Here is a 13,797-nt window from a genome sequence, read left to right as displayed (position 1 = left end):
AAGAAATGCCCGCCGCCGCCCTCGGACTCCGTATAAAGATCCTTCGCGAGCAGCAGAGGCTCACTCAGGACGAGTTGGCGCGCGCATTTGGCTTCAAGGACCGCCAAACGGTCTCGGCCATCGAGAACGGCGAGCGTCGGGTGTCAGCCGACGAGCTCCTGACGGCCATGAAGGTGCTGAAGGCGCCAATCGATTTCTTCATCGATCCATTCCGGCTCATGGGCGAGGGGCAGTTCTCTTGGCGGCAGTCCGGCGTCCGACACGACGACCTGCAAGCTTACGAGCAGGGGGCAGGCAAGTTCATCGCCGCCTTCCGTGAGCTTAGCCCCCAGGTGGGCCGCGACGCCCGCTGGCTGCGCTGGACGCTGCCACTCAACCGGCACTCGACTTACGAGGACGCCATGGCCGCCGGCGAACGCATCGCAGCCGAGCTCGACCTAGGCGATGTGCCCTCCGCGAGTCTGGCCGATGCGATGGAGCGCGAACTCGGCATCCTCGTGCTGATGGTGGATCCTATCTCCGGCGTGTCTGGCGCCGCCTGCCGCCTGCTCGAGCTCGACGTGGTGCTGATCAACCGCAACGAGGTGGCGGGGCGGCGCAATTTCGACCTCGCGCACGAGCTGTTCCACATCCTGACCTGGGAAGCGATGCCGCCCGAGCACGTCGAGGAAGCGGCGGAGACAGGCGGCAACCGCGTCGAGCAGCTCGCCAACAATTTCGCCTCCGCGCTCCTGATGCCCGGGCGCGTCGTGGACCGCTTCGCCGACTGGCGAGCACTGGGGGACGATGCGCTTGGGGCGGAACTCAGGCGGACGGCGGAAGCGCTTGGCGTGACAGCGTCTGCGCTGAAATGGCGGCTGGTGTCACTGGGTCGCATCTCTCGCGCACGAGCGCTTGGGATTCTCGACGCGGCTCTCCACAACAACGGTCATCCGGCGCAGCGGGTGGAGCAGCCGGCCTTGTTTTCGCGCGGCTTTGCCGAGGTGATCGCCAAAGCGGCGGACGAGGGGCGGATCTCACTGCGCAAGCTCGCCGACCTCATGGATGTCGCTGTGGACGATATCGCTGGAATCTGCGCGTCTCACGGGGTTGAAGCCCCATATGCGCTGTGAGACCCGATGCCCAAGCATCACGGCCCCGTCCTGCTGGATACCAACGCCATTATCGAGAGCTGGCGCGTAAACGGCTGGCGGGCTCTGGCGGGTGGCTATCGGCTTGAAACGGTAGAGTTCGTTGTGATCGAAACCCAGACGGGCATGCAGCGCCGCCGGCCTGAGCAACAGATTGACATCACCGTCCTGAAAGATGGCCTTGCTGCCGAGCACCGCGTCACACCAGAGGATGTGGCAGCCGCTGCCATTCAGGATGGGACCATCGGCGCGCTCGACACAGGAGAGCGCCTGCTCTGGTCTCATATTCTCAGTCGGCAGGACGATCCCTGGGTGCTGTGCGGTCCGGACAAAGCGAGCCTTCGAATCGGCATCCGTCAGGGATTTTGCGATCGCATGATCTCGCTGGAACGTCTGTTCACTGATGTGGGCTTCCGCCCAAGGGAGCCCTTGAAGCTGCCCTATACGAAGGACTGGCTGGAGCGAACGCTGAGCGAGCTCGCTGCACTGGAAAGGGGACGCGCATGAACGAGATGCCAGGGAACGTGCAGGCCGCAGCTCCCGCGCGGTCGAGTGCCGCCATTGTTCGCGAAAACCTCATCGACCTGCTGCGCCGCGACCTCATTGGGCCGCATCCGTCGCTCGACCAAGACCTCGAACGTGAGGTTCTCCGCGAGAAGCCGTCGCGCTGGTATGTAAGCGGCTTCATCGTGCCCGCATACGACGGCGAGGCGCATGCCAAGAAGGACGACGACGAAGTAGCCGAGGACCTCGCTGATGACCTCCTGGGCACAGAAACGCTCGATGGGGCACCGCGGCGAGGCGACCTGACCCTCCCGGCCGACGAGGACGAAGGGGGCGACGCTCCCCCACGAGATCGCTTCCTGCCTTCCTCCATCGGCCTTACGGTCGTGCTGCCAGTGGATGTGGAGACAATTGCGGTCCATGCGACATGGGGCGATTACAAGACCGAGCCGCCGCTGCCCGACGCCCTGATCGCACCCGAGGCACTGAAAGAGGGCGAGAAGAAGCCGAAGCCGCCGGAGGATCTGCGCTGGGTTCGCCTTCCCGGCAATGCACGACTTCTTGTTGACGTGACCCGCAACCACAAGGGTCTGGCACTGCCCGGAAGCGCTGCACCGCAGCGGCCAGGCGGCGGGCTCGGAATCGCAGTCAACCAGCGACTCCTTACGCAGACCACGCCGGAGGGCCGGCAAGAGCGGTTACGCGTTGTCACAGTGTTCCTTGTCAATCGCCGCGCTCGCGCTCGCGCACCCTACACTGATCTCGCGTATGCCTTTCAGGCTCGACTGGAGCTCGAATGCGAGGCAGGCTTCCACCCCCGCACGGACCGTTCAGCCTACCACTCCAGCGACTTCGACTTGCGGCTGGGGGATCTCCACTACCATGACGTCTGCGAGTTCGCTGTCGGCCGCAACACGTCCGCTGGTTGGGCGGAGAGCCACAACGAGAACGGGACATGCTCGCCGGTCACACGCGTGTGGACCGAGCCACTGCCCTGCCAGGATGTGGAGAAGGTCGCGCCGAACAGCGCTATAGCTGGCGTCGAGTTCCGCATGGAGGCGCTGTCGCAGGCGGCAAACACCTCAGGCACAGCTTTAACATCTGTCCTGCGCGAGCTGCCGCGCCTTTACGGCGAGTGGCAGATGGCGAGCCAAGCTCTGCTGAATCCGCTTGCACCACGTCGCCGACAGACCGCGGAGATGCTTCTCGCCAACATGGAGTCTGCGCGCAAGCGCATAGAGGGGGGCATAGCGCTCCTGGATCGGGATGCGTCGGCTCGTAATGCATTCGCGATCATGAACGAGGCCATGGCCATGGCCGCGCGGCAGCGCGAAGCTGGCATTCAGAAAAAGGCGCCGGCAGCGATTGCTCCTCCGACATGGCGGCCGTTCCAGCTCGCATTTATTCTGCTCAATCTCGTTGGGCTGACCGAGCGGGATAGTCCCGAGCGTGAGATCGTCGATCTCTTGTTCTTTCCAACGGGCGGCGGCAAGACGGAGGCTTATCTCGGGCTTGCCGCCTATAGCATCGCGCTCCGGCGGTTACACGCTCCCGGCCCACTTGGGGCGGGCGTCAGCGTCATCATGCGCTATACGCTGCGCCTTCTGACCCTCGACCAGCTTGGGCGCGCGGCCGGCCTGATCTGTGCGCTTGAGCTCATCCGCACACGAGACAAGGAAGGGCAGCGCCGGCTCGGCGAATGGCCGATCGAAATTGGCCTGTGGGTCGGCGGTGCCGCGTCGCCCAACAGGTTGCGACCCAGATCCGGTAGCACCGACCCTAATGCTGCCACTACTTGGCTCGCCCGGTATCAGCGCGATCCCAAGAAGGAGAAATCGCCAGTCCCTCTTAAAACCTGTCCCTGGTGCGCAACGCCTCTCAAACCCGAGAGTTTCCGGATGCATCCCAACCGGAACGCGCCCGACAATCTCCTCATCAAGTGCGAAAACGCGGACTGCGCCTTCACTCGGGATCGTGCGCTGCCGGTGCTCGTCGTGGATGAGCCGATCTACCGGCGGCTGCCCGCTTTTCTAATTGCCACCGTGGACAAGTTCGCCGCGCTACCCTGGATCGGCCAGAGCGGCGCATTCTTTGGCCATGTCGACCGCTTTGACCCCGCAAAGGGCTTCTATGGCGCAGCGGAACGCGGCTTAGGACGTCCACTCGACAACGGTCATCGCTTAGACCCTCCCGACCTAATCATCCAAGATGAGTTGCACCTGATCTCCGGGCCGCTGGGAACGGTGGCCGGCTTGTATGAGACGGTTATCGACGTTCTCGCTTCTCGTCCCGGTCGTGATAAGCCCGCGCGGGTCAAGATCGTCGCCTCAACTGCTACGGTGCGACGCGCCGAAAACCAGATCCGGGCGCTGTTCGACCGACGAGAGACGGCCGTGTTCCCTCCCCCAGGGATCGATCGGCGCGATAGCTTCTTCGCGCGCACCGTCCCGGCTGAGAATGAGCCGGCGCGGCGCTACATCGGACTTGCCGCTCAAGGGAGAGGCCCCAAGCTGCTCTTCCTACGGGCAATGCAGACCCTCTTGTCAGGTGCCGAGGCTCAATTCCTAGCCGGCGCGGATGAGGCTGCGGATCCGTATCTCACTGTTTTGACTTACTTTAATGCACTTCGGGAGCTCGGCGGTGCCCGACGCATCGTTGAGGACGAAATCCGGGAACATGTTGCAAGTTACGGCGACGAGCGCAGGCGGCTCAACCCCGCCGACCAACCCTTCGCAAATCGCGTTCTCCGCATGCCCACCGAACTTACCTCGCGCGTTTCGACGGACGATGTAGCTACCGCTAAGGACCGGCTCGGGCGGAGAGTCCGAACAGCCACCGGCCTCTTAGACGACGAGAGCATGGATGTCGCGCTCGCCACGAACATGATCTCGGTTGGCCTCGACATCACCCGGCTGGGCCTAATGGTCGTGCAGGGGCAACCGAAGACCGCAGCCGAATACATTCAGGCGACGAGCCGCGTCGGACGCCAGAGCGACAAGCCAGGCTTGGTGGCTACTCTACTCAACTTGCACAAGCCGCGAGACCGGACGCACTACGAGAGCTTCCGGACCTTCCATGCTTCTTTCTACCGCGCCGTGGAGGCGACTAGTGTCACCCCATTCGCACCGCGCGCTTTGGATCGTGCCTTGGCCGCGCTAGTCGTGGCTGTTGGCCGTCACCTTGAGCCTGGCCTGTCGCCTTCCGAGGCCGTGGCTCAGGTTAGCCAGCATGCCTCGATCCGCGCGAAGCTGGCTGCGCTTCTGCGGCAGCGTGCGCAATGCGCGGGAATTCTTCAGCCCACGATCGACCGTGCTGTGCGGAGGGCCGAGGAACTAGTCGATGACTGGGAGGCCGTTGCCATCACCCAAACCGCAGCGGGTGCTGCATTCACCTATGACAGCGGATCTGCCCAACGGCGCCTGCTGCAGTATCCGCTGGATCCCGACTCCCGCACTCTGTCCGACGAACATCAGCGGTTCTCAGCCGGTCGCTCGATGCGTGACGTAGAATATGGCGTAGTGTTGAAACTTTGTGACCCGTTGGGTCGAGCGCTTGGTGATGGGGGAGATTTGCCATGAGCCGTATCACGCAGAGCATGAGCCAGCTCCTGACCTCGTTCGGTCCAGGAGCGATGATGGATCTGCCCACAAGGTCTGTTCTTGTCGCCGGCCTCGATCATTGGGACGCGCGTCAGACGGCGTTCAAGAGCATTGAGGAGCCGCGCCTCGCCGCGCTGCTACATAAGGTGCTGAGCGAGAACAATCGGTGGGACCCCTCCAAGCCTGTGAAGTTCCGGACGCCTCCGATCGCGCGCGACGTGCGCAACGGTGCAGAGCCAGATGGAGTTCAGGTGCGGGTATTTCCGACATGGTTCACCTGCGAAGGGTTGAGTGCGTCAGGTGCTCCAGACCCTCGTCGACGTCGCCTTGTGCGGTGGGAAGACCTCGAGGCAAACGGCCGTAAGAAGTTTCAGCGGCCTGAGGACCGGAAGAAAGTCGACGTCACACCTATCCGATTTGTGGGCGCATGCGAGAAAGGGCACCTGCAGGACATAGACTGGAAATGGCTTGTCCATCGTGGGGACAAGTGTGCTGAGCCGATGTGGATCGAGGAAGAAGGTTCTAGTGCCGATCCGGCGAACATCCGAATCGGCTGTGATTGCGGCCGTCCATCTGTTTCTTTAGCTGATGCGTTCAAGCCTGGCTTCCTGGGTATGTGCCATGGGAGGCGGCCGTGGCTTGACTCGCACGAACCAGGCTGCGGCGAGCGGCTTCACTTTCTGTCGCGGTCGGCTACGAACACCTACTTTGCCCAGACTGTCACCGTCATCTCGCTTCCGACCCAAGAGGATGCGCTGAGCACCGCCATCCGTCGGCATTGGACGAGCTTACAAGGAGCAACCGATCCACACTTCGTAAGCGTGTTGAGGAACGTTCCTGAGATTGGTGCAGCACTGTCCGGTTACGATGACGCTGAAGTCCACGCCCGCATTGTTCAACTGCGCGAGGCGGCAACACTGGATGCTGCACAGGATCCTAAGATCGCGGAGTTCGATCTCTTAGGAAGCGGGAGGGCGGTGATCGGCAGTGATGGTCCGCGAGAGCCGCTTTTTGCCGAAACACTCGCGGATCTTAAGAACGTAAAGCCCAAGACAATTGACGATGAGGATTTCATCGACAGCATCGTCGCCGTCCATCGCCTCAAGGCCGTGATGTGCCTCTACGGCTTCACTCGTCTCGAGCCTTCACCGACCATAGCTGAAGCCATGCTCGAGGATGTGCGCTTGGCCGTTGATGGCGCCCCGCTGGCGGAGTTCACCGACTGGCTGCCAGCGATGGAACAACTCGGCGAAGGTATTTTCATCAAGCTGCGCTCTGCTGCACTCAGAACCTGGGCTGCCCGCACAAAAGTGCGCCTGCGTAGCGACCTTCTTGAGCGCGGCCTACTGCGGCACGATCAGAAGCAAGGGACGCGTCAAGCGAATCCGGGTTTGCCTTACCTGCTACTGCATAGCCTTTCTCACGCTCTTATGCAGGAGATCGCTCTCGAATGCGGCTATCCGCTCAGCTCGCTCAAAGAACGCGTCTATGCGCTTGCCAGCAGTCGTTCAGACGTTCCTGACCGCTTTGGACTTCTCATCTTCACCGCAAGTGCGGGTGCCCAGGGAACTCTTGGTGGTCTCGCCGAGGTCGCGGAGCGCACGCCTGAACTCATCAAGAGCGCTCTAGAACGGCTTCGACTATGCTCCAATGACCCAGTTTGCGCTGACCATGATCCCTCGCTGGCGGGCGGAGAGCGGCACCTACACGGTGCAGCGTGCCACTCATGTCTGCTCGTGCCGGAAACAAGTTGCGAGAGGAGGAATGTGTTCCTTGATCGGGCTCTGCTTGTCGAAACTGTTGCAAATGTCGATGCTGAGATGTTTCCATGAGCGTTCCTATCTCCAACGAAGTCGCCGAGACACCGGTCTGACTCGGCGGCAATGCTGCGTGAAGGGAACAATGTTGTGCCGAATTCGATCATCAGGCAGCCCAAGTAGTAGCCTCGATGAAGGAGAAGACCAAGCGCGGGTTGTCACCGCATTTTGGCTCTTGCAATCGCTACGCTGCACTGCTGCAATAAGAACTTTTACCTATTTCAATTGCGCTGAAAAAACAATAGCTTACACATACTTCACGCGGAGAGTGATAGAATTCAATCCTCTCTCGCAGCACCATTCAAATTCTCCACAATCGAACCTTCGACCAGCCCCGCGCCATCTTTCTGTGGCAGATGGGGAACGGTGGCTTGCGTTCTGAAGCGAGGGAGCGCGGCCTTGGGGTTGCTGCCTTCAAATCATAAGCCGGACAGGCTAAAGGGCGCGTTTTGGTTTGGGCTGCGCCCTTCCCCGTTCAGAGACAAACAGGATCAGCGATGGATCGCATCAGAATCGTCGGCGGCAATCCGCTTCATGGCACGATCCCGATCTCGGGGGCGAAGAATGCGGCGCTTCCGCTGATGATCGCGTCGCTTCTGACCGACGACACGCTGACGCTCGATAATGTGCCGCATCTGGCCGATGTCGAGCAGCTGATCCGCATCCTGGGCAATCACGGCGTGGATTACTCCGTGAACGGCCGCCGTGAGCGCCAGCAGGGCGGGCATGGGCGGACGATCCATTTCACGGCACGCTCGATCGTCGATACGACGGCGCCTTACGAGCTGGTTTCCAAGATGCGCGCGAGCTTCTGGGTGATCGGACCGCTGCTCGCCCGCTGCCATGAGGCGCGCGTGTCGCTGCCGGGCGGTTGCGCCATCGGCACGCGGCCGGTCGATCTCTTCATCGACGGGCTTCGCGCGCTGGGCGCCAATATCGAGATCGAGAGCGGCTATGCGGTGGCTTCCGCCAAGGGCGGGCTGGTCGGCGCGCGCTATGCGTTTCCGAAGGTCTCGGTGGGTGCCACGCATGTGCTGATGATGGCGGCGACGCTCGCCAAGGGCGAAACCGTGCTGGAAAATGCCGCGCGCGAGCCGGAAGTGGTGAACCTCGCCGATTGCCTCAACGCGATGGGCGCGAAGATTTCGGGCGCGGGCACGGCGACGATCCGCATCGAGGGTGTGGATGCGCTGCACGGCGCGCGGGTGCAGGTGATCCCCGACCGCATCGAGACGGGCACCTTCGCGATGGCGGTGGCCATGACGGGCGGCGAAGTGGTGCTCGAAGGCGCGCGCGCAGACCTGCTCGAAAACGCGCTCGATATCCTGCGCGGCACGGGCACCGAGATCACGCCGCTCAACCACGGCATCAAGGTCTACCGCAACGGTGCGGGCATCTCGCCCGTTGACGTGACCACCGAGCCCTTCCCCGGCTTCCCTACCGATCTGCAGGCGCAGTTCATGGGCCTGATGACCATGGCCAAAGGCACCTCGCACATCACGGAAACGATCTTCGAGAATCGCTTCATGCATGTGCAGGAATTGGCGCGCCTCGGAGCCAAGATCTCGCTCAACGGACAGACGGCCGTGGTGGAAGGCGTCGCGAAGCTCAAGGGCGCGCCGGTGATGGCGACTGACCTGCGCGCGTCCGTGTCGCTGGTGATCGCGGGGCTGGCGGCGGAAGGCGAGACGGTGGTGAACCGCGTCTATCACCTCGACCGCGGCTTCGAGCGGCTGGAAGAGAAGCTCGGCGCGTGTGGCGCGGTGGTGGAGCGGATTTCCGGTTAAGAGCCCTCTCATTCACGAGCTCAACATGAAAAGGCCGTGGGTGCCCAGCACCTGCGGCCTTGCCTTTCGCGGCGAGCCGTTTACCTGCGAAGCCATGATCTTGTTGTTCAGGGTGGATCTGGCATGACGCCGCTCAAGCTTGCCGCGCTCGATGCGCAGGACCTTCAGGTGATCGCGGCGCATCTGCAGGATGCGGTGCTGCGCGTGGCCGATATCGACTATTCCGGCGTGCGAAAGGAATTCGCGGTGGCGCTGAACCGCTTCGCGTGGGAAGCGCGCGAGGGCTCGTGGTTTCGGCGGCGGCACCAGCGGCGGCGCAGCGTGCTGCAGTTCGCGCGGGTGGTGAACGTGCGAACGGCGGGCATCGACCGGACGAAGCCGGACGAGGTGCTGTCGCTTCTGACGGTCCGCTTCATTCCCGGCGAAGCGCCTGGGGGCACGGTCGAACTGTTGTTTTCGGGCGGGGCCGCCATTCGGCTCGACGCGGAATGCATCGAGGCGCGGCTCGCCGATCTTGGGGCTGCGTGGGAAACGCAATCGCGCCCGGTGCACAGGGCTTAGTGAGAATATGGCTGTGAGACTGAATAGCCGGGACGCCGGCTTCGAAGCGGCGTTCGCCGCACTTCTGGCGGCGAAGCGCGAGGTATCGCCGGATGTGGACGCGGCGGTCGCGCGGATCATCAAGGCCGTGCGCGACGAGGGCGACGCGGCGCTCAAGCGCTTTTCGCAGGAATTCGACCGGGTCGATGTGGCAAGCCTCGGGCTGAAGGTTTCGGACAGCGAGATCGAGGCGGCGTTCGGCCAGGCCGACACGGAGGCGGTGGAGGCGCTGCGGTTCGCGGCGGAGCGCATCCGCTCGCACCATGCGCGGCAGGTGCCGCAGGATGATCGCTATCGCGACGCGGTGGGCGCGGAACTCGGCTCGCGCTGGACGGCGGTGGAATCCGTCGGCCTCTACGTGCCGGGCGGGACTGCAAGCTATCCGAGCTCGGTGCTGATGAATGCGGTGCCGGCGTCCGTGGCGGGCGTACCGCGCATCGTGATGGTGGTGCCGACACCCGATGGCGTGCTCAACCCACTGGTGCTGGTGGCCGCACGGCTTGGCGGAGTGCACGAGATCTATCGCTTGGGCGGGGCGCAGGCGATTGCCGCGCTCGCTTACGGCACCGAGACGGTGAAGCCGGTCGCGAAGATCGTCGGGCCCGGCAACGCCTATGTCGCGGCGGCCAAGCGGCAGGTGTTCGGCGTGGTCGGCATCGATGCCGTGGCGGGGCCTTCTGAAGTTCTGGTGATCGCGGACAAGGACAACGATCCGGACTGGCTCGCGGCCGATCTTCTGGCGCAGGCCGAGCACGACACGGCGGCGCAGTCGATCCTGATCACGGACGATGCCGGGCTCGCGGATGCGGTGGAAGGAGCGGTGGAGCGGCAATTGACGCTTCTGCCGCGCGCCGGGATCGCGGGCGCGAGCTGGCGGGATTTCGGGGCGGTGATCGTGGTCGATCGGTTGGCGGACGCACTGCCGCTGGCGGACCGGCTCGCGGCCGAGCATGTTGAACTGGCAGTGGAAGACCCGGAGGCAGTGCTTGCCGGCCTGCGCAATGCAGGCGCGGTTTTCCTCGGGCGGCATACGCCGGAAGCGATCGGGGATTATGTGGCGGGCTCGAACCATGTGCTGCCGACGGCACGCTCGGCGCGGTTCTCGTCGGGCCTGTCGGTCCTGGAGTTCATGAAGCGGACGAGCTTGTTGCGGCTCGATGCCAAGAGCTTGCGCGCACTGGCCGGGCCGGCGATGGTGCTGGCGAAGGCGGAAGGGCTCGAGGCGCATGCGCGGTCGGTGGCCGTCAGACTCAATCTCTGAACGAGGCACGAACTCGGGCGAGGCATGAACGCAAAGGCGAACGGCGCACGCAAGCTGATCGACATCACGCTCGACGCGGGCTTCGGGCGCTCGACGCCGGATGTGGAGCATGAGCGGGCTGTCGCTATCTTCGACCTGATCGAGGAGAACAGCTTCGCGCCCGTGGGCGATACGGGTGACGGGCCCTATGCCTTGAAGCTTTCGCTGGTCGAGCATCGGCTGAGCTTCGATATCAGGCGCGAGACCGGCGAGGACGTGGCGACGCATATTCTGTCGCTGTCGCCCTTGCGCAAGATCGTGAAGGATTACCGCTTCATCTGCGAAAGCTATTACGAGGCGATCCGGCTGGCCTCGCCCGCCAAGATCGAGGCGATCGACATGGGCCGGCGGGGCTTGCACGATGAAGGGGCGCAGGCGTTGCGCGACCGGCTGGACGGCAAGATCCTGCTCGATTTCGCGACCGCGCGACGGCTGTTTACGCTGATCTGTGTGCTGCATTGGAAGAGCTGAGGCTTCCCGGCGAGGCGGCCCCCGAAAAGGGGCCGCGCTCGGTCTTGTTCATGTGCCGCATGAACTCGGTGCGCTCACCCACGGCGGAAGCGCTCGCACGCTCGATGCTGCCTTCGGACGTGTTCGTGGCCTCAGCCGGTGTGCGGCGGGGCGAGCACGATCCGTTCGTGGATGCGACACTCGCGGAAGTGGGCCTCGCCCTGCCCGACCATCAGCCGCATTCGCTGGGGGAACTGGAAGACAGCTATTTCGACCTGATCGTGACACTGGCGCCTGAAGCACATCATGCGGCACTTGAACTGACGCGCTCGATGGCGGTGCAGGTGGAATACTGGCCCACCACCGATCCCACGGTGATTCAGGGCACGCGCGAACAGATCCTGGAGGCTTATCGCGACATGCGCGAACGGTTGGCGAGCAACATCCGGGAACGCCTGGTGAAACAGGCGCGAGACCTTACATAAGGACAAGACGAGCAAAAGGCGCCTAAGCGCTATTCAAGCCGCGAAAACGGGCCTATAGGGAACGCGCCATTCCGGGAGCCGGAGCCCTCGCGCTCCGGAGCCCTTTTCGCCGTTTCCCAAGTTGAAGGAAGAGAATGCCGAAAGAAGAAGTCCTCGAATTTCCGGGCACCGTGGTCGAACTGCTGCCCAACGCCATGTTCCGCGTCAAGCTCGAGAACGAGCACGAGATCGTGGCCCATACGGCCGGCCGCATGCGCAAGAACCGCATCCGCGTGCTGACGGGCGACAAGGTGCTGGTCGAGATGACACCCTACGACCTGACCAAGGGCCGGATCACCTACCGCTTCAAGTAGGCGGGCCGCGACTTTCCTTCCAAGGCCCGCTTCAAGACCATGACCACACCCCCCTACCCTCTGGTTCTGGCTTCCGGATCGCCGCGCCGCATCGAGCTGCTGGCGCAGGCCGGCATTGCGCCTGACCGTCTGCTGCCCGCCGATCTCGACGAGACGCCCGAGCGCGCGGAGCATCCGCGCTCGCTCGCCAAGCGCCTGTCGCGCGCCAAGGCCGAGAAGGCCGCAGAAGCCATCCGCACCGAAAAGGGCTTCGAGCATCCCTTCGTTCTTGGCGCCGATACGGTGGTCTCGGTCGGACGCCGCATCCTGCCCAAGACCGATTATTCCGAAGAAGCGATGACCTGCCTCGGCCTGCTTTCGGGCCGCACGCACCGCGTTTATTCGGGCGTCTGCTTGATCACGCCAAGCGGCAAGGTGCGCCAGAAGCTGGTCGAGACGCGCGTGCGCTTCAAGCGCCTGTCGCGCGCCGAGATGGAAGGCTTCATCGCGACCGGCGAATGGCGCGGCAAGGCGGGCGGCTATGCGATCCAGGGATTGGCGGGAAGCTTCGTGGTGAAGCTCATCGGTTCCTACACCAATGTCGTCGGCCTGCCGCTCACCGAGACGGTGCAACTGCTCGGCGGCGAGGGCTATGAGGTGCGCAAGGGCTGGAGCGCGCTGGCATGAGCGACGCGGCCAAGATCACGCCTTTGCGCCCCAAGCGCCCCTGCCCCGAATGCGGCAAGCCTTCGTCGCGCGAGTTCTATCCGTTCTGCTCGTCACGCTGCAAGGACGTCGATCTGAACCGCTGGCTTTCGGGCGCCTATGTCATTCCGGGCGATGTCGACGAGGAAGACGAAGAGCCGACGCAGCGTAAGCCGGATTAATTTCCGGACCGCGCAAGAAAAGCGAATTTTGCCTCTCAAGGGCGCTGGACACCCGCTTCGCCCATGTTATAACCCGCCGGCTTTCGCCGGACAGCTTGCTCAAACAAGCGCTCCGGCCGGAGTGCCCAGGTAGCTCAGTTGGTAGAGCATGCGACTGAAAATCGCAGTGTCGGTGGTTCGATTCCGCCCCTGGGCACCACTGTTTCTTGCCCATTGATTTCCTTGGCTGCTGCTTCAATCTTGGTGTCCCGAGTGGACGGAGGATCGGCCTTGGTGCGAGCGTTCTTGACTGCCTGTTTCACCGCCGCCCTGGGCCTTGCCCTCGCCGGCTGCGCCACGGCTTCCAAGGCGCCGGCGTCGAGCAAGACGGTCAACCGGTTCTATCGCGACATGGTGCGCTGCTTCGAACGCGCGCATCCCGATGCGGTCAAGAGCAGCGAGTTCACGCGCTACAACCCGAAATCGCGCGTCAATGTCGTGCGGGAAACCGTGACGCTGACCTTGGAAGCGAAGACGGAGCGGGAGTCCCGCGTGGTCTTCACGGAATCGCCGCCGGATACCACGACAATCACCACCTATCCGGTCGGGCGCCTTGCCTCTGCCGCGCAGATACAGGCCGAGACGGCGCCGCTGGTGGATGGGTGCGCGGCACGGCCGTTCTGAAGGGTTTGAGGCCGGGTTCGACACCGGTTTGACTTCCGGCCCCGCTGGATGGCTGAGATGTCGGCACGGCCCCTCATTGCGGTCCATGGCCGGATTGGCTGATCGCGCGGCTCCCATGCGCGGATGGTGGTTGAACCTCGCGCGCTCATGCCTAGCTTGCATCCCATAGGGAGGAGCGGCGAAGCGACGAAGGCGAGCAATCGGGCGGGGCCGTTTCCCTGTTCCCAGCCAGCCTGGAAAGAG

At 63.5% G+C, this 13,797-nt stretch carries 13 protein-coding genes and 1 tRNA gene; all 14 read left to right on the top strand.

Annotated features, from left to right (window positions below):
* The first annotated feature begins 5 nt into the window (after nt 1-5).
* The 14 genes from NGM99_RS01050 to NGM99_RS00985 all read left to right on the top strand — a co-directional run bounded on the left by NGM99_RS01050 (nt 6) and on the right by NGM99_RS00985 (nt 13,554).
* The gene (locus tag NGM99_RS01050) at nt 6-1,112 is read left to right on the top strand and encodes an XRE family transcriptional regulator (RefSeq protein WP_252815192.1); all 1,107 of its coding nucleotides are present in this window, start codon (nt 6-8) and stop codon (nt 1,110-1,112) included.
* Nucleotides 1,113-1,118: 6 nt separating this feature from the next.
* Nucleotides 1,119-1,637 (top strand): hypothetical protein, encoded by a 519-nt coding sequence (locus NGM99_RS01045; protein WP_252815191.1) that lies wholly within the window; start codon nt 1,119-1,121, stop codon nt 1,635-1,637.
* Nucleotides 1,634-5,212 (top strand): DISARM system helicase DrmA, encoded by a 3,579-nt coding sequence (drmA, locus tag NGM99_RS01040; protein ID WP_252815190.1) that lies wholly within the window; start codon nt 1,634-1,636, stop codon nt 5,210-5,212. Before NGM99_RS01045 ends, drmA begins: the two co-directional genes overlap by 4 nt.
* A complete protein-coding gene (drmB, locus tag NGM99_RS01035; RefSeq protein WP_252815189.1) occupies nt 5,209-7,065 on the top strand; it encodes a DUF1998 domain-containing protein in 1,857 nt (618 codons plus the stop codon). Before drmA ends, drmB begins: the two co-directional genes overlap by 4 nt.
* Before the next feature lie 482 nt (nt 7,066-7,547).
* Complete coding sequence (gene murA / locus NGM99_RS01030; RefSeq protein WP_252815188.1) at nt 7,548-8,837, top strand: UDP-N-acetylglucosamine 1-carboxyvinyltransferase; 1,290 nt, start codon at nt 7,548-7,550, stop codon at nt 8,835-8,837.
* Nucleotides 8,838-8,960: 123 nt separating this feature from the next.
* Nucleotides 8,961-9,398 (top strand): DUF2948 family protein, encoded by a 438-nt coding sequence (locus NGM99_RS01025; RefSeq protein ID WP_252815187.1) that lies wholly within the window; start codon nt 8,961-8,963, stop codon nt 9,396-9,398.
* Between the two features lie 7 nt (nt 9,399-9,405).
* Nucleotides 9,406-10,698 carry a histidinol dehydrogenase gene (hisD, locus tag NGM99_RS01020; protein ID WP_252815186.1) on the top strand — a complete coding sequence of 431 codons (1,293 nt, stop codon included), beginning with the start codon at nt 9,406-9,408 and terminating at the stop codon, nt 10,696-10,698.
* A gap of 24 nt (nt 10,699-10,722) precedes the next feature.
* Entirely contained in the window at nt 10,723-11,208 is a 486-nt protein-coding gene (locus NGM99_RS01015) for a UPF0262 family protein (protein WP_252815185.1), read from the top strand.
* Nucleotides 11,209-11,258: 50 nt separating this feature from the next.
* On the top strand, nt 11,259-11,672 hold the full coding sequence (locus NGM99_RS01010; RefSeq protein ID WP_252815805.1) for an arsenate-mycothiol transferase ArsC: 414 nt from the start codon (nt 11,259-11,261) through the stop codon (nt 11,670-11,672).
* A gap of 134 nt (nt 11,673-11,806) precedes the next feature.
* Nucleotides 11,807-12,025: a translation initiation factor IF-1 gene (infA, locus tag NGM99_RS01005; RefSeq protein WP_252815184.1), complete on the top strand. Its 219-nt coding sequence runs from the start codon at nt 11,807-11,809 to the stop codon at nt 12,023-12,025.
* Between the two features lie 39 nt (nt 12,026-12,064).
* On the top strand, nt 12,065-12,691 hold the full coding sequence (locus tag NGM99_RS01000) for a Maf-like protein (RefSeq protein WP_252815183.1): 627 nt from the start codon (nt 12,065-12,067) through the stop codon (nt 12,689-12,691).
* The gene (yacG, locus tag NGM99_RS00995; protein WP_252815182.1) at nt 12,688-12,891 is read left to right on the top strand and encodes a DNA gyrase inhibitor YacG; all 204 of its coding nucleotides are present in this window, start codon (nt 12,688-12,690) and stop codon (nt 12,889-12,891) included. Before NGM99_RS01000 ends, yacG begins: the two co-directional genes overlap by 4 nt.
* A gap of 123 nt (nt 12,892-13,014) precedes the next feature.
* Nucleotides 13,015-13,090 (top strand) — tRNA-Phe (locus NGM99_RS00990).
* An 86-nt stretch (nt 13,091-13,176) separates the two neighbouring features.
* Entirely contained in the window at nt 13,177-13,554 is a 378-nt protein-coding gene (locus NGM99_RS00985; protein WP_252815181.1) for a hypothetical protein, read from the top strand.
* The last annotated feature ends 243 nt before the right edge of the window (nt 13,555-13,797 follow it).

Origin of the sequence: Mesorhizobium liriopis, from assembly GCF_024053505.1 — a bacterium.
Lineage (GTDB): Bacteria > Pseudomonadota > Alphaproteobacteria > Rhizobiales > Rhizobiaceae > Mesorhizobium_B > Mesorhizobium_B liriopis.
Note: the sequence above shows the minus strand (reverse complement) of the source record. Positions and strands in the feature narration are given on the sequence as shown.